General features: G+C 69.3%; 18 protein-coding genes. 11 read left to right on the top strand and 7 right to left on the bottom strand.

The annotated features are described in order from the left end of the window. The first annotated feature begins 132 nt into the window (after positions 1-132). A complete protein-coding gene (locus ACWEKS_RS12260) occupies positions 133-1,431 on the top strand; it encodes a PucR family transcriptional regulator (protein ID WP_452340104.1) in 1,299 nt (432 codons plus the stop codon). A 200-nt stretch (positions 1,432-1,631) separates the two neighbouring features. On the opposite strand, the gene ACWEKS_RS12255 is transcribed toward ACWEKS_RS12260, so the two are convergent. Then, positions 1,632-2,498 (bottom strand): dimethylarginine dimethylaminohydrolase family protein, encoded by an 867-nt coding sequence (locus tag ACWEKS_RS12255; protein ID WP_452340103.1) that lies wholly within the window; start codon positions 2,496-2,498, stop codon positions 1,632-1,634. Between the two features lie 365 nt (positions 2,499-2,863). Between ACWEKS_RS12255 and ACWEKS_RS12250 the strand changes: the two genes are divergently transcribed. The 3 genes from ACWEKS_RS12250 to ACWEKS_RS12240 all read left to right on the top strand — a co-directional run bounded on the left by ACWEKS_RS12250 (position 2,864) and on the right by ACWEKS_RS12240 (position 5,130). Then, on the top strand, positions 2,864-3,781 hold the full coding sequence (locus tag ACWEKS_RS12250; RefSeq protein WP_452340102.1) for a patatin-like phospholipase family protein: 918 nt from the start codon (positions 2,864-2,866) through the stop codon (positions 3,779-3,781). A gap of 90 nt (positions 3,782-3,871) precedes the next feature. Further along, positions 3,872-4,180, top strand: a complete 309-nt coding sequence (ppnP, locus tag ACWEKS_RS12245; RefSeq protein WP_379386956.1) for a pyrimidine/purine nucleoside phosphorylase — start codon at positions 3,872-3,874, stop codon at positions 4,178-4,180. A gap of 77 nt (positions 4,181-4,257) precedes the next feature. After that, complete coding sequence (locus ACWEKS_RS12240) at positions 4,258-5,130, top strand: LLM class flavin-dependent oxidoreductase (protein ID WP_452340101.1); 873 nt, start codon at positions 4,258-4,260, stop codon at positions 5,128-5,130. A 78-nt stretch (positions 5,131-5,208) separates the two neighbouring features. Here ACWEKS_RS12240 and ACWEKS_RS12235 read toward each other — a convergent pair whose 3' ends face one another. Further along, positions 5,209-6,048 carry an SDR family NAD(P)-dependent oxidoreductase gene (locus tag ACWEKS_RS12235; RefSeq protein WP_452340100.1) on the bottom strand — a complete coding sequence of 280 codons (840 nt, stop codon included), beginning with the start codon at positions 6,046-6,048 and terminating at the stop codon, positions 5,209-5,211. Between the two features lie 105 nt (positions 6,049-6,153). On the opposite strand from ACWEKS_RS12235, the gene ACWEKS_RS12230 reads away from it, so the two are divergent. From ACWEKS_RS12230 to ACWEKS_RS12215, 4 genes are all read left to right on the top strand, one after another. Next, positions 6,154-7,440, top strand: coding sequence for a PucR family transcriptional regulator (locus tag ACWEKS_RS12230; protein ID WP_452340099.1), 1,287 nt, complete (start codon positions 6,154-6,156; stop codon positions 7,438-7,440). A 147-nt stretch (positions 7,441-7,587) separates the two neighbouring features. Then, positions 7,588-7,992: a DUF1330 domain-containing protein gene (locus ACWEKS_RS12225; protein WP_452340098.1), complete on the top strand. Its 405-nt coding sequence runs from the start codon at positions 7,588-7,590 to the stop codon at positions 7,990-7,992. Beyond that, positions 7,989-8,930 (top strand): alpha/beta fold hydrolase, encoded by a 942-nt coding sequence (locus ACWEKS_RS12220; RefSeq protein ID WP_452340097.1) that lies wholly within the window; start codon positions 7,989-7,991, stop codon positions 8,928-8,930. Before ACWEKS_RS12225 ends, ACWEKS_RS12220 begins: the two co-directional genes overlap by 4 nt. After that, positions 8,927-9,487 carry a 2,4'-dihydroxyacetophenone dioxygenase family protein gene (locus ACWEKS_RS12215; RefSeq protein WP_452340096.1) on the top strand — a complete coding sequence of 187 codons (561 nt, stop codon included), beginning with the start codon at positions 8,927-8,929 and terminating at the stop codon, positions 9,485-9,487. Before ACWEKS_RS12220 ends, ACWEKS_RS12215 begins: the two co-directional genes overlap by 4 nt. 110 nt (positions 9,488-9,597) lie before the next feature. Here the strand turns inward: ACWEKS_RS12215 and ACWEKS_RS12210 are convergent, their stop codons facing one another. After that, on the bottom strand, positions 9,598-10,746 hold the full coding sequence (locus tag ACWEKS_RS12210) for an epoxide hydrolase family protein (RefSeq protein ID WP_452340095.1): 1,149 nt from the start codon (positions 10,744-10,746) through the stop codon (positions 9,598-9,600). A gap of 63 nt (positions 10,747-10,809) precedes the next feature. Between ACWEKS_RS12210 and ACWEKS_RS12205 the strand changes: the two genes are divergently transcribed. Continuing rightward, positions 10,810-11,754: a helix-turn-helix transcriptional regulator gene (locus ACWEKS_RS12205; RefSeq protein ID WP_452340094.1), complete on the top strand. Its 945-nt coding sequence runs from the start codon at positions 10,810-10,812 to the stop codon at positions 11,752-11,754. 244 nt (positions 11,755-11,998) lie between these two features. Here the strand turns inward: ACWEKS_RS12205 and ACWEKS_RS12200 are convergent, their stop codons facing one another. The 4 genes from ACWEKS_RS12200 to ACWEKS_RS12185 form a co-directional block, all read right to left on the bottom strand. Next, positions 11,999-12,829, bottom strand: a complete 831-nt coding sequence (locus ACWEKS_RS12200) for an alpha/beta fold hydrolase (protein WP_452340093.1) — start codon at positions 12,827-12,829, stop codon at positions 11,999-12,001. A gap of 145 nt (positions 12,830-12,974) precedes the next feature. Further along, a complete protein-coding gene (locus ACWEKS_RS12195) occupies positions 12,975-14,009 on the bottom strand; it encodes an NAD-dependent epimerase/dehydratase family protein (RefSeq protein WP_452340092.1) in 1,035 nt (344 codons plus the stop codon). A 13-nt stretch (positions 14,010-14,022) separates the two neighbouring features. Next, positions 14,023-14,331, bottom strand: a complete 309-nt coding sequence (locus ACWEKS_RS12190; protein ID WP_452340091.1) for a hypothetical protein — start codon at positions 14,329-14,331, stop codon at positions 14,023-14,025. Between the two features lie 9 nt (positions 14,332-14,340). Continuing rightward, positions 14,341-16,002, bottom strand: coding sequence for a fatty acid CoA ligase family protein (locus tag ACWEKS_RS12185; protein ID WP_452340090.1), 1,662 nt, complete (start codon positions 16,000-16,002; stop codon positions 14,341-14,343). Positions 16,003-16,433: 431 nt separating this feature from the next. Between ACWEKS_RS12185 and ACWEKS_RS12180 the strand changes: the two genes are divergently transcribed. Beyond that, positions 16,434-17,480, top strand: coding sequence for a 3-oxoacyl-ACP synthase III family protein (locus ACWEKS_RS12180; protein WP_452340089.1), 1,047 nt, complete (start codon positions 16,434-16,436; stop codon positions 17,478-17,480). 4 nt (positions 17,481-17,484) lie between these two features. Continuing rightward, positions 17,485-18,390, top strand: a complete 906-nt coding sequence (locus ACWEKS_RS12175; RefSeq protein ID WP_452340088.1) for a hypothetical protein — start codon at positions 17,485-17,487, stop codon at positions 18,388-18,390. Positions 18,391-18,434: the final 44 nt, after the last annotated feature.

The raw sequence follows: 18,434 nt of genomic DNA, 5'->3' as shown, positions 1-18,434 counted from the left end.
CGTCGGCAGCCGACGTCCGCTGCATCAGCCGGCGACCCCGGCTGCCATCCGCCCGGATAGCGGCGTGCCGGCCGAGTGCGGCGAAACATCTGAATTGTCGCGCCACGACAAAGCTGAGTAGATTCGGCTTCCATGAACATCGAGTGGCCGCCGGCTCGGGAGCCGGCCGCTGAGCGGGTATGGCGCGAGGTTCTGCGACCGATCACGGCGGAGATGAGGGCGTCGGCCGGGGAGTTGGCCGAGCGCGCGCTCGCTCGAATGCAGGACGAACTACCCGGGCTTTTCCTGGATGCGCAGACCGTTGAGGAGACTCGCGTCAGCATCGAGGCGAGCCTGCGGCAATTGACGCAGTTCATGGAGCTCGGTGCAGACCCGCGCGGGCTGGAGTTGCCGCGGTCGGCCATTGCGATTGCCCGGTCCGGGGTGCAGCGTCAGGTTGCGCTGGCGGATCTGATGCGGTTCTATCGGCTGGCTCAGGAGCAGGTATGGCAGTGGATCTTCGACCGGATCACAGCCACTGCCCGGGATGCGGCCGAACAGGCCACCGCGGTGCAGCTGGTCACGGGGTGGATCTTTGCTTACTCGGATGCGGCGATGGTCCGGGTCGAGCAGGCGTACGAGGTGGAGCGTGAAGCATGGCTGCGCACGGCTGCTGCGGCCCGGGCCGTAGCGATCGAGGAGATAATCGCCGGTCGCGAGCGCGACGCGCAGCGAGCGTCGGCGCGGTTGCGATACGAGGTGAACCGGCATCACATCGGGGCCATCGCATGGGTCGAGCACACGGACAGCGACGACACCCTTCCGGCACTCAGCGAGTCCATCGCCGGGCTCGCCCGCGCCGTCGCAGCCGACAGCACTCTCGTTCAGCCGATGGGTTCGTTGGCCGTTACGGCCTGGGTCAGCCGTCGCAGCGCCTTCACCGCTGCTGATCTCGACGCGCTGCGACCGCGCCGAGATGTGCGCATCGTGCCACCCGGGGTCAACGTCGCTGTCGGCGAGCCGGGGTGGGCGCTGGAGGGGTTCCGTCGCACCCAGATCGAGGCGGCCCACGCCCGGCGGGTCGCCTCGCTGGTCCGATCACACGGGGCGGCGCTGACCCGGTACCGCGAGATCGCGGTCGCCGCGCTCGGCACCGCCGACAGCGATCATGCGCTCGCATTCGTCACCGGTGTTCTGGGGCCACTGGCGGCCGACGACGAGACCACTGAGCGGCTGGCGACGACCGTGGCGGCATATCTCGACGAGAACTGCAGTCGCACCCGCGCCGCCGATCGGCTCGTGGTCCATCCCAACACGGTCGCCTACCGGGTTCGCCAGGCCGAAGCGCTGCTCGGCCGGAGTATCGGGACCCACTCGCTGGAGTTGCGGGTCGCACTGGCACTGCTGCCCACGCTGCCCGGCCTGGCGCATCCCCGGCAGGCGAAATTGTGACGAGACGACAATCGCCGCCTCGGGTGTTGTTGTCGCACAGCGCCGACAGCCCGCCGCGCTACCACACCGGCCACGTTGTCGGTCATGCCGTGAACGGTGCATGGCACTACCTGGAGAACAACTGGATCTCCCGCGGCGGGGACACCTCGACGAGGTCGTCGGCTCCTCGCACACCCCGGCGAAAGCCGGTGGGGGACAGGTCAGTCGGCGCGTAGCAGCGGCTGGGTGGAGCAGCGGAAAGCGCCGCCGAACAGTCGCGATACTGCGAAGTCGACGTACTCGACGGTGACGCCGCGGTCCTCGAGTCCCTTGCCGACCCGCTCGAATTCCGGGTCGGTGAGGTAGGTTCCGGCGTCGATGGGCAGGCCGTTGGTGGCCATGGCCGCGGCCTCGTCCTCGCTCACCTCGATGCGCTCCCAGTCACGCAGCTGCTCGGGCAGGCCCTCGGGGAGGCGGTCGGGGCAGGCGATGAGCAGTCCCTCGCGCACCAGGCCGATCGCGCAATCCAGGTGCAGCACATGCTCGGGCAGGCGGACGGGCGTGACGGTGAAGCCGTGCGGCCGTAGGTATTTCGCGAGCCAGCGGTAGCCGAGCTCATTGCTGGCCATGCCGGACAGGCCGACGAAGACGTCCGTGCCGAGCACCAGGACGTCACCGCCTTCGAGGAACGGGCCTGGTCCGGGGTGGCCGACCGCGGCCTTGCCGGGCTGGAGCAGCGAAACGTATTGCGCCGCAGACGGCATCACGCGGTCCAGCAGCAGGTCGCGGCTGGGCAGCACCTCCATGCGCCGGTGCGGGAACTGGAGCACGCCCTCGATCACGTGCTCGCCGATGGTGAACCACGGGTCGCGGACGAAGAAGTTGGCGTATCCCATCGGGCCGGCGGTGGCCTTCTCGTCCGCGGTGAACAGCCGAGGCCGCAGTACCTCGACGCCGTGGCGGGTGAGCGCGGCGGCGAGCTCGTCCCGCTCGGCCTCCCATCTGCGCTGCTTGTCCGGGTACACCTCACCGAAGTCCCGACCCCACACCGCGTCCAGGATGTCCACCGCGCCGGGTTCCACCGGCATCGAGTGGCCCAGTATCTCGGCATTTGCTGGAGCGCGGAATTCACTCTGCGAAACCACCACTGTCCGCAGTCGCGCGAATTCACTGTCCACACGAACGTTCTGAGTTTCAGCAAGCATGGGATGACACGATAACGCCTGAATGCCCGTCCGGATTCAGCGGATTCGGCTCGAACGACTTGTGGAATCATCGATATGACCAGCTAATCTTCTGGTGGCGGTTGCCAACTTCCAGAGTTGGGGCAATCGGATGGAGACCCGATGTGGAGCGGATCGTTACCTCCGTGGTGGCCACCGACCGAGCCGGTGGCGACCGAGCTCTACCATGGTTTGCGATTCGATTGCTAGTTCTCGGGTAGGAGATTCATATGTCGACGGGCAAGCGCGTCAAGCTCGCCCTGGGTAGTGGCGGCGCACGCGGATACGCGCACATCGGCGTGATCGCCGAGCTCCAGGAGCGTGGCTACGAGATCGTCGGCGTGGCCGGATCGTCGATGGGGGCACTCGTCGGCGGGCTGTTCGCCGCCGGGCGGCTCGACGAATTCACCTCCTGGGCAACCGCTCTCGGCCAGTTCGAGGTGGCGCGGCTGCTGGATCCGGCGTTCAGCGAACCGGGCGTGATCCGCGCGAGCAAGGTCCTCGACCGGATCCGCGAGATGCTCGGCGCCCTGCACATCGAGGACCTGCCCATCCCGTATGTCGCGGTGGCCACCGATATGACGACCGGCCGGTCGACCTGGTTCCAGGCCGGCGAACTCGATGCCGCCATCCGGGCCTCGATCGCCATTCCCGGATTCATCACCCCGGTGCTCGTCGACGGGCACGTGCTGGTGGACGGCGGTGTGCTCGATCCGCTGCCGGTGGTGGCGACCATGGCGCTGGGCCCCGCGGATATGACCATCGGCGTCGACCTCTCGGGCGCGCCGGACCCGGCCTACGACCGCGCGCAACCGCGCACGAACTGGTTCACCCAGTGGTGGCGGGCCTCGGCGCAGCTGCTCGGCGGGGCGCGCACCCCGGTCGAGGAGGTGCCGGCGCAGCCCCCGGCGCTGAGCAGCATCCGTGCCACCGATGTCGCCCAGCGGGCCATCGATCTCATGCTGGCAGCCCTCACCCGCCAGCATCTGGCCGCCCACCCGCCGGACCTGGTGATCGAGGTGCCGCAGAACATCTGCGGCACCATGGATTTCCATCGCGCCACCCCGATCATCGAGCAGGGGCGGGCGTTGACGGCGCAGGCTCTCGATGCCCTGCCCGACCGCGCCCTCGACGCCCTGCCCGACTGAACGATTGCCCGGCGGTCGCGGGTACGATCGGCGCGAACCGGACCGGCCCGCGCGGCCGGTCGTCACCCGTAGGAAGGGCCCCGTACCAGCATGAAGTTCGAGAATGTCACCGTCACCAAGCGTGCCAATGTCTACTTCGATGGCAAGTGTGTGAGCCACAACATCGAACTGGCCGACGGCACCAGCAAGTCGATCGGTGTCATCCTCCCCGCCACCCTGACCTTCAACACGGGTGCGCCGGAGATCATGGAGCTGCTCGAGGGCCAGTGCAACGTCACCCTGGCCGGCGAGTCCGAGGCCGTCACCTACAAGGGCGGCGAGTCGTTCTCGGTGCCGGGCAACTCCAGCTTCCAGATCGAGGTCATCGAGCCGGTCCACTACGTCTGCCACTTCGGCTGAGTTCGAACCTTGGTGGCCCGGTCGCGAATGTGACCGGGCCACAGCCATTTCCGGCTCCGGCGTGGTACGCATGGGGTATGACGACCCTGGGAGTGGTGTTCCGGCCGCAGCAACCGCCCGAGCGGCTGCGGGAGGTGGTGCGGGCGGCGGACGAGTCGGGACTCGAGGAGCTGTGGCTGTGGGAGGACTGCTTCCTGGAGGGCGGGATCGCCACGGCTGCAGCGGCGCTCGCGTGGAGTGAACGGGTGCGGGTCGGGGTGGGGGTGCTCCCGGTGCCGCTGCGCAATGTCGCGGTCACCGCGATGGAGCTGGCGACGCTGGAGCGGATGTTCCCGGGGCGGGGGATCTGGGGTGTGGGACACGGGGTTCAGGAATGGATGGGGCAGGTGGGGGAGCGGGTCGCCTCGCCGATCACCCTGCTGCGCGAATACCTCGACGCGCTGCGGGCGCTGCTGGCCGGGCAGCGAATCACGGTGAAGGGCAGGTATGTCCGGCTCGACGACGTCGCGCTGGACTGGCCGCCGGCCGCCGCACCGCCGATCCTGGCCGCCGCGACCGGGCCGCGGACGCTGAGTGTGGTGGGGGAGGCCGCCGACGGGGTGATCCTCACCAGCTCCACACCCGCCGACGGGATTCGGGCGGCCGCCGGGATCGTGCGGGCCGCGCGGCCCGAAGCGCTTGCGGCACAGCCGTATCCGATCGTCGTGTACCTGCTGGCGGCGACCGGTCCCGGTGCCGCGGAGCGGGTGGCCGCGGACCTGCGCGGGCAGGACCGCGACGGAATTCCCGATATCGGTGTCGCAGGAGATGCCCGGGTCATCGCCGATACCGTGCTCCGCTGGGTCGAGGCCGGCGCCACCAGCGTGGTCCTGCAGCCCACCGCCGACGAACCGGACCCGGTCGGCTTCGTCCGCTTCGCCGCCGAGCAGATCAGGCCCCTCGTTTCCTGATTCCGCCGATCAGCTCGGGCTCATCCCCGATAAGCGTCCAATGGCCGATCGGGTGACATCGGTGAGTTTGCTGTCGGGCTATTTCGCGGCCGCGGCAAGTTTGGCCGAGACTGCCGCCGCGATGCGAGGCGTGAACCGGGCCAGTGCGTACATCAGGTGGGCTTCTGCGGCGATGGGGGCGACGCCGGTGTTGCGGTCGACGGCCTTGAGGATGTTGACCGCCACGCGTTCGGGTGTGTACCCGCGCTTGGCGTAGAGGTCGCCGAGCTTCTTGCGCGTCTCGTCCCCACCGGCACCGCGGATCGGGGAGTTGGCGGTGATGGGGGTATTGATGACGCCGGGGCAGATCGCAGTGACTCCGATGCCCAGAGGCGCGAGCTCCATGCGCAGCGCCTCGGAGAACCCGCGCACCGCGAACTTGGTCGCCGTGTACGCCGACAGGCTGGGGTTGGCCAGCAGGCCTGCGGCCGAAGCGACGTTGACGACGTGGCCCCGGCCCCGCTCGACCATGTCCGGCACGAATGCCGTGCAACCGTGCACGACACCCATCAGGTTGATCGAGACGAGCCAATTCCAGTCCTCGAGGGTGGTGTCCAGAAAGCCGCCGAAGACGCCCACACCAGCGTTGTTCACCAGCAGGTCGGGGGCACCGAACCGCTCCCGTACCGAATCCGCGAAGGCCGCCATCTCGTCCGCGGAGGAGACGTCGACCTTCGCGGTCGAGACGTCGCGGCCCAACTGTCGGGCCTGCTCCGCGGTCGCCTCGACGGCGGCGAGGTTGATGTCGCACAGGGCGAGCGAGGCGCCCCTGCGCGCGCACAGCAAGGCGAGCTCGCGGCCGATACCGCTGCCCGCTCCGGTGATGACCACAGCACGGCCGCTGAGGTCCTTGGTCTCGAGGTGTTTCGTAGTACGCATGATCGGACCGTAGGAGTGGGCGCTGCTGACACGCTCGTACGACAGCACCAGCATTCACCCGGACAGCTGTCGTCCCGCGACAGTCGCGACAGTAAGGTGCGCTGCATGGAGTCGGGTTGGTCACCACTACAGGAACCTGAGTCGAAGCGCATCTGGGACGACGTGGTCACCGGAGTCGCGGCCGACCTCGGTGCCCATGCCGGCGACCTTGCCGTCCAGGTGACCGACCTGATGCGTGCGGAGTTACCGGAGTTCATCTCCGACGCCGAGGCTTACGCCCAGCAGGTCGCTTCGGCGGAGGCGTCGCTGCGGGCGGTCTCGGGGCAGCTCCAGCGCGGCGGTGACCCTCGAGCGGTGATCCTGCCCGAGGCCACGGTGGCGGTGGCGACAACAGGGGTGCACCGGTTGGTGGCGCTGACCCCGATGCTGCGCTCGTACCGGCTGGCCCACCAGGTCGTGTGGCAGTGGCTGCTGGCGCGGATCTCAGAGCGCACCCGGGAGCCCGCTGTGCTGGCCAGGGCTGCAGATCTGCTCTCGGCCTGGTTGTTCGCCTTCATCGATACCTCTTCGAGCCTGGCCGAGCAGCTGTACGAGACCGAGCGCGATCAGTGGATGCGCAGCGCGATGGCGGCCCGGGTCGAGGCGGTCGAGGCGATCCTGTCCGGTCGTGAGCGCGACGCGCGACGGGCCTCGGCGCGGCTCGGCTACGAGCTGGGGCGCCATCACGTCGGTGTGGTCGCGTGGGTGGAGTCGACACCGGAGGGTTCGGATCCGCAGCCGGCGCTCAACCGGCTTCTGCAGCAGCTGGGCGGGCTGGTCGGTGCCGATTCCGTGCTGGTGTGTCCCCGCGGTGCGATGAGCAGCGTCGCCTGGATCAGCCGGGCTCGTGTGTTCGCCGACGGAGACCTCGGGAAGGCCGTCATCCCGGTCGAGGCGATCACGCCCGAGTTCGCCCCTCGGCTGGCGGTGGGCACCCCGGGCCACGGGCTGGCGGGCTTCCGCGCCAGCCAGATGCAGGCCGGCCATGCCCGGCGCGTGGCGACCCTGATCGGGGCGGCGACCGGCTCGGTGACCCGGTACGACGAGGTCGCGGTGGTCGCGATGGCCACGGTGGATCCTGAGCAGGCCCGGGCGCACGTCGTCGGTGTGCTGGGTGACCTGGCCGCCGACGACGAGGCGACCTATCGGGTGGCCGAGACGCTGGCGGTCTATCTCGAGGAGAACCACAGTCGCAACCGTGCCGCCGCGCGGCTGCACATCCACCCGAACACGGTCAACTACCGGGTCCGGCAGGCCGAGAGCATCCTCGGTCACGCGATCGGGAGCGGCGATCTCGATCTCCGCGTGGCGCTGGCCCTGCTGCCTGCCTTGCGCGGGCTTTCCTCCAGCTGACCCCACCGGTGAGTTGCCGACTGTTGCGGCAGCACAGTGAGGCGGTCGAAGTCTGTTGCGGTTGACCGAGACGGCACATGCCCGCGGTTCGTAGTGTCCTGCGTCACAGGGCCGTGTGGCCCTGTGACGATCGCCCAGGAGGCTGCCATGACCGTTGAGTCATCCGTGTACATCGACCCGACCGAGCACCAGGTCGGTGCTCTGGTCGAGGCGGCCGGGCAGGCCAGTGGCCCGGTGATCATGGTGAACCTGCTGAAGTTCGACGACGAGGGGGGCCGCGACAGCTACCTGCGTTACGCCCGTGAGGTACAGCCGCATCTGGAGCGCGTGGGTGCCTCGATCGTGTACGTCGGCGACGCCGGCAGTGTCGTCATCGGCCACGAGGGCGACGCTTGGTGGGACACGATCCTGCTGGTGCACTACCCCTCGCGGTCCGCGTTCTTGGACATGGTGATGGACCCGGGCTACCAGGAGGTCGGCCGGCACCGCACTGCCGCACTGACCACCTCGGCGCTGGTGGCCACCGACCCGTGGGCGGTCGACCTGTCGTGAGTACCGCGTTCGAGAATCGTCAGGTCGTCGTGGGCGATGTCAGATCGCCGGTGCTGGTGGGTGGTCCGCGCGAGGCCTCGCCCACCGAGGCCGTGGTGTTCGTACACGGCAACCCCGGCGGCGGCGCCGACTGGCTGTCCCTGATGGAGCCGGTCAGCGAGTTCGCCCGGGTCATCGCCCCCGACATGCCCGGCTTCGCCGGCGCCGAGAAACGAGCCGACCAGGACTACACCGTCGCCGGTTACGCCCGTCACCTCGACGGCGTCATCGCGGCCTTCGGCTTGGAGCGTGTGCATCTGGTGGCGCATGACTTCGGCGGCCCGTGGGCGCTGACGTGGGCCGCTGACCATCCCGAGAAGGTCGCCAGCATCACCCTGGTCAACACCGGGGTGATGCTCGGCTACCGCTGGCACCGGCTGGCCCGGGTCTGGCGACTGCCCCTGGTGGGTGAGCTGTTCCAGCGCGGTGCCACCCCACGGTTGGTGCGGAGCCTGCTCGGACATGACAACCCCGGCCTGGACCGCCGGTGGGTGGCCCAGGTGGGTGCGCATCTTCGGCCGTGGGGGACCAAGCGGGCCGTCCTGCGCCTGTACCGGTCCACCTCGGTCTCCTCGATGCCGTCGCTGGCCGCGGCGCTGCGTCGCCACGACTTCCCCTGCCTGGTCGTCTGGGGCACCGCCGACGTCTACCTCCCCACCGACCTGGCCGATCGGCAGCGCGAGCCGTTCCCGTCGGCGCAGATCCACAAGATCGCCGGTGCCGGGCACTGGGTGTGGCTCGAAGAGCCCGACCGCGTCGCCCACCATGTCCTGCCGCACCTGCGCAGCCAGGTCGGCGCGACCCCACTGCACTCGCCCGAGTCCGGGAACGAGCTTCGCACCACCTCCGGCAACGTCGACCGACCTGCCGCTATCACCCCTCGAGAGGAACAGTCATGACACTCACCGCCGCACCGCAGTCTGCGACCACCAGCACCGGTACGCCGCTGCCGCTGGTCGCCCTGCCCCAGGGCGAGCTGCTCACCGTCAATTCCAACGACATCCCGCTGATCCGCGACGCTCTCGGTCCCGGTGTCCACTTCAAGCCGCTGCGCCTCGACCTCGAGACCGGCCAGTGGGTCGTGCTCGCGATCTTCGAGCCCGGCGCCGCGGTGCCACTGCACTACCACACCGGCATCGCCCAGGGATACACCCTGGCGGGCCGCTGGCACTACCTGGAATACCCGGACCAGATGCAGACCGCGGGCTCCTACCTCTACGAGCCGGCCGGTTCGGTGCACACCTTCGTCTGCCCCGCCGACAACACCGAGGACACCGTGCTCCTGGCCTTCGTCGAGGGTGGCAATGTGAACTTCACCGAGGACGGCCACTTCCACTCCATCCTCGACGGCGTCACCATCCGGCACCTCACCGACACCCTCAGCCAAGCTCAGGGCCTCGACGGCGTGCATTACATCGGAGGCGGGGCCGCCGGAGTCGTCAGCGTCAACGCCTGAGACACACCACGACAACCTCGTGCAGCGCCGGCCACCGGGGGCGGCGCTACACGAGGCGTTGGCCGTCGCATCGACCACGATGACGGAGACCGGCTCCTGCGAGAGCACACCTAGCGCAGGTCGCGGAAGAACTCGCGGATGTCGGCGACCAGCAGCTCGGGTTCCTCCATGGCCGCGAAGTGCCCGCCGCGATCCACGTCGACCCAGCGGGTGATGGTGTTGGACTGCTCGCAGTAGCGGCGGATGCAGACGTCGTGGGCGAAGGCGATGACGGCGGTCGGCACACCGGAATTCACGCCGGGCACACCCCACTCCCCGGTGTTGGCGTACCCGACATAGGCCGCGGAACCCGCGGTGCCGGTGAGCCAGTAGAGCATGACGGTGGTGAGCAGGCGATCGCGGTCGATGATCTTGTCCGGGTCCACGCCGCGCGGATGCGTCCACTCCCGGAACTTGTCCATGATCCAGGCCAGCTGTCCCACCGGCGAATCCACCAGTCCGTATGCCAGGGCCTGGGGCCGGGTGGACTGAATCGCGACGTACCCGAACTCCTCTCGCATGAACGCCTGGATGCGCCGCACCCGGTCCCGCTCGAGCTCGGTGAGTTCGTCGATGTCGTCCGCGGCCGAGGGCGGCGGCAGGTTCGGGCCGCCGTTGACGTGCACGCCGATTACCCGATCCGGCGCCGTGCGGGCCACTTCGGGGCTGACCGCGCCGCCGATGTCGCCGCCCTGCACGGCGTAGCGCTCGTAGCCGAGCCGGTTCATCAGCTCCGCCCAGACCCGGCCGATACGGGCCCGGGTCCAACCGGAGTCGCCGACCGGTCCCGAGAATCCGAACCCGGGCAGCGAGGGAATGATCAGGTGGAAGGCATCGGCCGGATCGCCGCCGTGGGCGCGCGGATCGCTCAGGGGGCCGATGACGTCGAGGAAGTCGGCGATCGAACCGGGCCAGCCGTGGGTGAGCAGCAGCGGCACCGCGCCCGGTTCGGCGGAGCGGATGTGCAGGAAGTGGATGCGCTGCCCTTCGATCTCGGTGACGAATTGCGGATACCGGTTGAGCTCGGCCTCGGCAGCGCGCCAGTCGTATCCGGTCCGCCAGTGGTCGACCAGCGCGCGCAACCAGTGCACCGGAACGCCGGTGTCCCAGTCGTCGCCCGGTAGCGGGGCGGGCAGACGGGCGGCATCGAGTCGCCGGCGCAGGTCGTCGAGCTGCTCGGCGGGGATGTCGATGCGGAAGGGCGTGATCTGTTCGCTCATGAGAACCACGGTAGAAGGAAGTTAGGACAGGTTCTGCCCTAGCTGTGCGGCAGAATCGAATTCATGTTGGAAACTTCCGCCCGGCTGCTGCGCCTGCTGTCGCTGCTGCAGACCCCGCGCGAGTGGAGCGGCGCGGAACTGGCCGCCCAGCTCGCGGTCGACGTGCGCACCGTGCGCCGCGACATCGACAAGCTGCGCGCCCTCGGCTATCCGGTCGACGCCACCGCCGGCGCGGCCGGATATCGGCTGGGCGCGGGCGCACAGTTGCCGCCGCTGCTGCTCGACGACGACGAGGCAGTCGCCGTGGCCATGGGATTGCGCACGGCGGCGGGCGGGACGATCGCGGGCATCGAGGAGAGCTCGCTGCGGGCGCTGGCCAAACTCGAGCAGGTGCTGCCCTCGCGGCTACGGCATCGGGTGACGGCCTTGCAGGCCGCGACCGTGGCCGTCCCCGATGGCGGCCCGCGCGTCGACCCGGACACCCTGACCGCCATCGCCGCGGCCATCCGTGACCAGCATCGCCTCCGATTCGACTACCGCACCCACGAGGGCGAATCCTCGCGCCGGACAACCGAACCGCACCGCCTGGTGCACATCGGCCGCCGCTGGTACCTGACCGGCTGGGACGTGGACCGCGAGGACTGGCGCACCTACCGCGTCGACCGCCTCACCCCGCGCATCCCCACCGGCCCCCGCTTCACACCACGCGAGGCCCCCGACGCCGCCGCTCAGGTCTCTCGCGGCGTCACCACCGCGCCGTACCGCTATCAGGCCCGCATCACCCTGCTGACCTCCGCCGAACGGGCCGCCGAGCTGATCGCCCCGACCGTCGGCGTCCTCGAGGCCGTCGACCCGGACACCTGCATCCTGCACACCGGCGCCGATTCCCTCGACGCCATCGCCATCTACGTTGCGGGCTTCGGTTTCGAGTTCCGCGTCATCGACCCCCCGGAACTGACCGCACGACTCCACGAGCTGGCCGCCCTGCTGCATCGCGCGGCAGGCTGACCTGCGAAGCGTCCCACCAGATCCGGATTTCCCGACGAGACCGGGCAGTGGTTACCGCTGCGAGTTGTCGTAGAGCATGAGCGGCCCGGCACTGATCCAGTACCGAGCCGGGCTGGTGACGCAGTCCGCGTCGAGATGATCGAGGTCGGGCATGGATGGCACGAACGAAACATAGTGGTATGCGCCGACATTGCCCTCCAGGTAGTTCTCCGCGCCGACCGAGATGTACCAGGCGGGGCCCTGGTCAGCCGGCCAGGGCGGTGCGGGTGGCGGAACGGATTGCGGCCGTGACGGTTTCGGGTTGTTCCAGCATGACCAGGTGGCCGCAGTCGGGGAGTTCGATGGATTCGGACGGGCACAGCGTCGCATTGAGGCGGGCGCCGGCGGCGGCGGAGAGGATGTGGTTCTTGGCGCCCCAGACGGTGGTGATGGGCGGGAAGCCGGGGGCGGGACGGAAGTCGTCGAGGACGGCCAGCTTCGGGAGGTCGCGGGCGATGGCCGCGGGTGGGAGCAGGCGGCGGGGTTCGCTCCAGCGGTGGCGCAGGCCGGTGAAGGGGGAGGCGCCCATGCCGCGGCCGCGCGGGCCGAGCTGTTCGCGGACGACGAGATTCGCGGCGAAACCGGGCAGCCGGATCGCGCCCGCGACCGAGTCGAGCGGGAGTTGGGCGGCCGCGCGCGCGGTCCATCCGGTGGGTGTGGGCCGTAGGGTGGCGGCGGTCAGCGGGCTGCACAGCACCAGGGCACGCACATTCTGCGGGTTGCGGCGTGCGTACAGCAGGGAGAGCGCGCTGCCGAAGCAGTTGCCGACCATCGTCACATTGGTGAGCCCGTGGGTGTCGATGAACTCCGACACCATGCGCACGTAGTTGTCGACGGTGTAGCCGTCCGCGGGTGAGTCGGAGTCGCCGTAGCCGAACAGGTCCAGCGCGTACACGGTGTTGGTGGCCGCCAGCGCGCGCGTCTGGTTCACCCAGATGCGCCGGTCACCGCCGATATTGTGCAGGAACAGGATCGGATCCCCGGACCCGGCGCGATCGTAGGCGACGGATACGCCGTGATAGTCGAACTCCGGCATCGGGCGCTCTCCTCATTGAGTAGCGGTGCTGCACTGCGTCTGCGGCCTCGAGGGCCGTCAGCACCGACTCACCCTCGCGCGGTACCAGCCATGTTAGCCGGTACCGCGCGTAACACAAGTTTTGCGGGGAGCGTCCGAGCGCTGGTCAGCGGGTGGATCCGGCGATCACCTCCCCGCTGCGGATCCAGGATTTCAGTTCGGTCATGCCGGTGTCGCGGTCCATGACGGGCCGGTATCCGAAATCACGGGTGGCCGCGGAGGTGTCGTAGGTGCCCGAGCGGGTCATCACCGCCACCGAGTACCGCGACAGCGGCGGCGTCCAGTGTTCGGCGAGATACGGTACCCGCCTGAGGTTTTCGATCACCGACACCACCAGCGCCACCACGCGCGGATCGAGCCTGCGGCCGGGCCGCGGATAACCGAGGTCCGCGGCGACGTCACCGAGGAACCCCCACACGTCGGTCCGCTCCGCATCGGCGATGAAATACGGCTTGCCGCCGACATTCTCGCTGGCAGCGGCCCTGACCGCGGCCTCGGCGATATTGTCGACATGGCACAGCGAGGCGTATACCTCGCGCCCGGCCGACAGATCCGGCAGGGTCCCGGCCGCCGCCCGTTCGAGCAGCCGCACAATGGGACCGGATCGATCGCCCGCACCCCAGATGGCCCGCGGCCGCAGCGCGCAGGTGATGAATCCGGGCGTATTCGCCTTCAGCACCAGGCGTTCGGCGGCGGCCTTGGTCTCGCAGTAGTGGTTGAGGTAGCGGCGGGGATACGGAACCGACTCGTCGATATCGATCTGGTCGCCGCCGTCACGGTCCATGAGCGCGCTCGGACTCGAGATGAACACGAACCGCTGCGCGCCCGCCGCCCGGGCAGCGGCCAGCAATCGCGCGGTGGCGGCGACGTTCTCGGTCCAGAAGCGGGCGCGGGTGCCGCGCTCGTCCACGCGGGCGGCGCTGTGGAACACGACATCGACCCCGGCGACGGCGCGTTCCAGCGAGTCGGGGTCGCCGAGATCGCCCACCACCCGCTGCACCCGGTCGAGCACCGGGGCCAGGTCCCGCAGATTGCTGGTGCGCCGCACCAGAATCGCCACCTCGTGGTCCCCGTCGCGCACCAGCCGGCGCGTGAGCGCGCCGCCCAGGAAGCCGGAGGCCCCCGTCACCAATGCCTTCACGATGCTGCTGCTTTCACGATGCCTCCAGAAGTGTGTGGTCGCGTCGCCGGGCGCGGCCGAGGAGCGGCGTCAGCGCCGCGGTGTCCCAGCCGATCCGGCTGGCCAGTTCGTCGGCGGCCATGCTGACCGGTATGCGGGTGGCCGGATCCGCGGCGCACAGTGCGGCGCCGGCCCACCACAGCAGCCGCAGCGCCGGATTCGACGGGGCACGCCCGGCCACCGCGGCGATCAGTCCGGCCACCAGATACAACCGGGCGGCGATTCCGGCCAGGAAGTACAACCGCGTGACCAGCGGAACCACCTGCGGCGCCGGGCTTCTCATGCTGTGGCCCTAACCGTCGAGCTGTTTGGCCGCCCAGACCGCCAGCTTCTCGCGGCCGATCTTGGCATTGTGGCGGATGTCGACCGGGAACCGCGGATGGAACAGGAACTCCGCCACCGGCTTGGTGATGTCGAATTCGTCGCGCCGCCCGCGCAATCGGTCCTCGACCGCGGCCCGGTTGGCTCCGGGCGCCAGCTCCACGCACAGCACCGGCTGCTGGTCCCCGCGCGCACCCACGCCCACCAGCGCGGTGCGGGCCACGCCCTCGACGGTGTTGAACACCTGCTCGACCTGCACGGTGAACATCGGCCCGCTCGCCGTCTCCAGCCGTTGACTCTTGCGCCCGCAGAAGCGGATTCGCCCGGCATCGTCGATCCAGGCCAGGTCTCCGGTGCGGTGCCAGATCACCTCGCCGTCGGCGATCTTGCCGGTCCGGTTGGCCGCCTGCGGCCAGAAGTAGCGGGGGCTGACATTCGGCCCCGACACCACCAGCTCACCGATCCCGCGCGACGCCGCCAGATCGGCTGCCCGCGCCTCCGCCTCCGCCCAGTCCGGCAGCGGATCGTCGGTGATGGCGATGATGCGCGCCTGCACGTGGAGCGCGGGCGTGCCCACGCACACCCCGTACCCGGTGTGCGCCTGCTCCACCAGATCGCCCAGCAGCTCACGGGATTCGATGGTCGCCATGGGCAGCGCCTCGGTCGCGCCGTAGCCGGAGTACACCTTCGCCGGCTCGGGCAGCACCTGCCGCAGCGCCGCGATGCACCAGTCCGGGACGGGCGCTCCGCCGGAGTAGATGCTCTGGATGCTCGGCAGCGCCGCCCCGGTCTGCTCGATGTGCCGCAGCAGCGGGATCAGCACGGCGGGGGAGGCGAACATGGTCTTCACCTGGTACCGCTGCACCGCGTCGACCACGTGCGCCGGATCGGTCGCCCCGACCTTGGAGGGAATCAGCGGCGGTAGCACGCACCGGGATCCGAGCAGCAGCTCCAGGATGCCCGCCACCGGCGCGGTGATGAGCGAGGTGCCCGGCGCGACGTGCTCGCGCGCGGCGTCCACCTGGTCGATCATGGCGCTGAGATTGCCGTGGGTGAGCACCACCGCCTTGGCAGGCCCGGTGCTGCCGGTGGTGTACGCGATGAGCAGCGGTTCGTCATCGGGCGCGGGCTCGCGTTCGGGCAGCGCGGAAGCCGGTGTGCGGCCCCAGCTTTCGAGGGTGGGCCCCTGCCACCACGAGCGCCCGACCGTGACCGCCATCCGCACCTTGCGGAAGTAGGCGCGGAACACGATGCGCAGTGCCTGCGCCTCGGTGACGCCCACGAAGGCTTCGGCGTCGGCGGCTTGCAGGCAGCGGAGCATCTTGAACATGCCCATGCCCGGGTCGATCACCACCGGCACCGCGCCGATCTTGAACAGCCCGTAGAGGACGGCGTACAGCTCGGGTCCCGGCCGCACCAGCACGATGGTGCGCACGCCGCGGGTGACGCCGGCCTCGGCGAACCGCTCGGCAATGGTGTCCGACCACGCGTCGAGTTCGGCGTAGGTGAGGTGACGGTAATCGGGCAGGCCGTCCCGATTCCTGCCGTCGGCATAGATCACCGCCTCCCGTTCGGGATGGGCGGCGACGATATCGCTGAAACGATCGAGAGCGCGCCAATAAATGGTGGGCAAGGAATGCGACACACTTCCCCCAGTGAATTGTCGAGGAATGCGAGGAATGTATCGGTGAGGCTACACGGGGTGATGTCGGACCGCTAGACGTGGCGCTCCGTATTCGTTTGATATACAACAGTTTTAGTGTGTCCCCGGGTACCGACACCGGTTCTTCGCAACCCCCTATTCCACCCCTACGGGGTGACACGGCGACCATTCGCCGATCGCCGTGCGCACCACTTCCTTCCAGCGGTTACGCCGTGAAAATCGCTCGAGCGCACTGTGATTGGTGAGGCGCGTGGGACACTCGTCTACCGGTGGGTACGGTAGCGTTTCACTTGGCATCGGGGCTACGGGATTATCAGCGGGGCCGGCTCGGGGGACACCGAATTGCGGCCGCCGCAGCCACATTCGACCGGACACGCTCAGTCCAGAGAGCAGGGGGCCACATGCGTACACGCTTCGAATCGATCGGTGCGTACACACCCACGACCATCCGTTCCACCGAGGACGTGATCAACAGCCTTTCGGTACCCAGGGCATTGGACCTGGAACGAATTACCGGAATCAAGAACCGGCGCGTGCACAATAGTGATCCGGAGAATTACGAATCGTCGTTCGCGCTGGCGCGCCACGCCATCGAGGACTGCCTGGCCCGCTCCGGCTACGACGCCGCGGACCTGGACGTCATCATCTCGGTGTCGATCACCCGCTTCACCGGGCCCGGGCAGTACTGTTTCGCACCGTCTTTCGCCGCCCAGCTGGGTGCGGCCATCGGCGCGGGCGGGGCGCTGCACTTCGACCTGTCCAATGCCTGCGCGGGCATGATCACAGGCGTGCTGGTGCTGGACCGCATGATCAAGTCCGGTGTGGTGCGCCGCGGCCTGGTGGTCAGCGGCGAGCAGATCACCCCCATCGCCGAGACCGCCACCCGCGAGATCTCCCAGCCCTACGACCCGCAGTTCGCCGCCCTGACCGTGGGCGACGCGGCCGTGGCCGTGGTGGTCGACGACCAGGGCGACGACGCGGACGAGATCCACTACATCGAGCTCATGACCACCTCGGCCGGCGCCGAGCACTGCATCGGCATGCCCAGCGACAAGACCACCGGCATCGCCATGTACACCGACAACCGCGCGCTGGCCAGCGAATCCCGCTTCCTGCAGGGCATTTCGCGCATGGCCGACTTCCTGCTGGAGACCGGCCGGGCCTGGGAGAGCGAGAAGTACGACTACTGGATCCACCACCAGTTCAGCGGCCCGGCCATCGACTACATCAGCTCGCTGACCGAGCGGCACTTCGACACCCCGATGCCGCAGGCGCTCAATGTCTACGCCGAATACGGCAACACCGCGTCCACCTCGCACTTCCTGGTGCTGCGCGAACACCTGGCACAGGGCCGGATTCCGCGCGGCTCCAAGGTGCTGCTGATCCCCGAGGCGTCCGGCGTGGTCTCCGGGCACCTCGCCGCGACCATCTCCCGGCTGGAGGCCTGAATCCATGAGCACCGCAATCGTTTCCGCGGCCGTCTGCACCGACGCCGACACCGGCAGCTACTTCGAGCTGGCCGCCCGCGCCGGCGCGCAGGCGCTGGCGGCGGCGGAGGTCTCCGCCGACCGGGTCGGCCTGGTGGTCAATGCCGGGGTGTTCCGGGACAGCAATATCGCCGAACCCGCGGTGGCCGCGCTGATCCAGAAGCGCCTCGAGGTGGGCCTGGAGTACGCGACCGGGCGGGTACCCGCGTTCTCCTTCGACCTGCTCAACGGCGGCACCGGGGTGGTGCACGCGCTCATGGCCGCGCAGTGCTTCACCGGTCTCGGCGATGTCGAGTACGCGCTCATCGTGGCCGGCGACACCCACCCGTCCACCGAGCGTGATCGCGAGGACTTCCCGTACGCCGCCAGCGGTGCGGCCATCCTGCTGCATTCTTCCGACAGCGCGGGCGGTTTCGGCCGCATCTACACCACCGAGACCCCGGGCGCGCTCGCCCCGACCGCGTGGGCCGACCTGGATACGGCCGGCACCGGCGGCCGCACCGCGCTGACCGTGCGCACCGAGACCGGGGACCCGCTCGCGCTGGCCGAGGCCGCGCTGCGCGAATGCCTGGCCGGTGAAGGACTGGAGCCCGGTGACTTCGCCACCGGCGGCGCGGTACTGCTGGCCCCGGCCCCCGCCCCCGGCTTCCGCGAGCGGGTGGCCTACCGGATCGGGGTGCCCTCGGCCGCGGTCGCCGGAATCGACCCCTTCGTCGGCGACCCGTATTCCGCGGGCCCGGTGCACGCGTATCTGAGCGCGGCCACCCAGGGCATGCTCGACGAGGCGCGCGCGGTGGTGTTCCTGGCGGTGGACGACACGTCGGCGGCCGCCCTGGTCTATCGCCCGCACGCGCTCGTCACCACCTCTTAGGCGGATGTGAAATACACTGTTTGGCAGTACATTTCGAAACCGTT

It is taken from the genome of Nocardia sp. NPDC004711, from assembly GCF_053601595.1.
The sequence above is the reverse complement of the archived record's forward strand: the minus strand, read 5'-3'. Positions and strand labels throughout refer to the sequence as shown.

Excerpts from the sequence above, each read along its gene's own strand:
- ACWEKS_RS12260 (WP_452340104.1), top strand. The coding sequence starts at position 133 with ATGAACATCGAGTGGCCGCCGGCTCGGGAGCCGGCCGCTGAGCGGGTA.
- ACWEKS_RS12255 (WP_452340103.1), bottom strand. The coding sequence starts at position 2,498 with ATGCCGGTGGAACCCGGCGCGGTGGACATCCTGGACGCGGTGTGGGGT.
- ACWEKS_RS12250 (WP_452340102.1), top strand. The coding sequence starts at position 2,864 with ATGTCGACGGGCAAGCGCGTCAAGCTCGCCCTGGGTAGTGGCGGCGCA.
- ppnP (WP_379386956.1), top strand. The coding sequence starts at position 3,872 with ATGAAGTTCGAGAATGTCACCGTCACCAAGCGTGCCAATGTCTACTTC.
- ACWEKS_RS12240 (WP_452340101.1), top strand. The coding sequence starts at position 4,258 with ATGACGACCCTGGGAGTGGTGTTCCGGCCGCAGCAACCGCCCGAGCGG.
- ACWEKS_RS12235 (WP_452340100.1), bottom strand. The coding sequence starts at position 6,048 with ATGCGTACTACGAAACACCTCGAGACCAAGGACCTCAGCGGCCGTGCT.
- ACWEKS_RS12230 (WP_452340099.1), top strand. The coding sequence starts at position 6,154 with ATGGAGTCGGGTTGGTCACCACTACAGGAACCTGAGTCGAAGCGCATC.
- ACWEKS_RS12225 (WP_452340098.1), top strand. The coding sequence starts at position 7,588 with ATGACCGTTGAGTCATCCGTGTACATCGACCCGACCGAGCACCAGGTC.
- ACWEKS_RS12215 (WP_452340096.1), top strand. The coding sequence starts at position 8,927 with ATGACACTCACCGCCGCACCGCAGTCTGCGACCACCAGCACCGGTACG.
- ACWEKS_RS12210 (WP_452340095.1), bottom strand. The coding sequence starts at position 10,746 with ATGAGCGAACAGATCACGCCCTTCCGCATCGACATCCCCGCCGAGCAG.
- ACWEKS_RS12205 (WP_452340094.1), top strand. The coding sequence starts at position 10,810 with ATGTTGGAAACTTCCGCCCGGCTGCTGCGCCTGCTGTCGCTGCTGCAG.
- ACWEKS_RS12200 (WP_452340093.1), bottom strand. The coding sequence starts at position 12,829 with ATGCCGGAGTTCGACTATCACGGCGTATCCGTCGCCTACGATCGCGCC.
- ACWEKS_RS12190 (WP_452340091.1), bottom strand. The coding sequence starts at position 14,331 with ATGAGAAGCCCGGCGCCGCAGGTGGTTCCGCTGGTCACGCGGTTGTAC.
- ACWEKS_RS12180 (WP_452340089.1), top strand. The coding sequence starts at position 16,434 with ATGCGTACACGCTTCGAATCGATCGGTGCGTACACACCCACGACCATC.
- ACWEKS_RS12175 (WP_452340088.1), top strand. The coding sequence starts at position 17,485 with ATGAGCACCGCAATCGTTTCCGCGGCCGTCTGCACCGACGCCGACACC.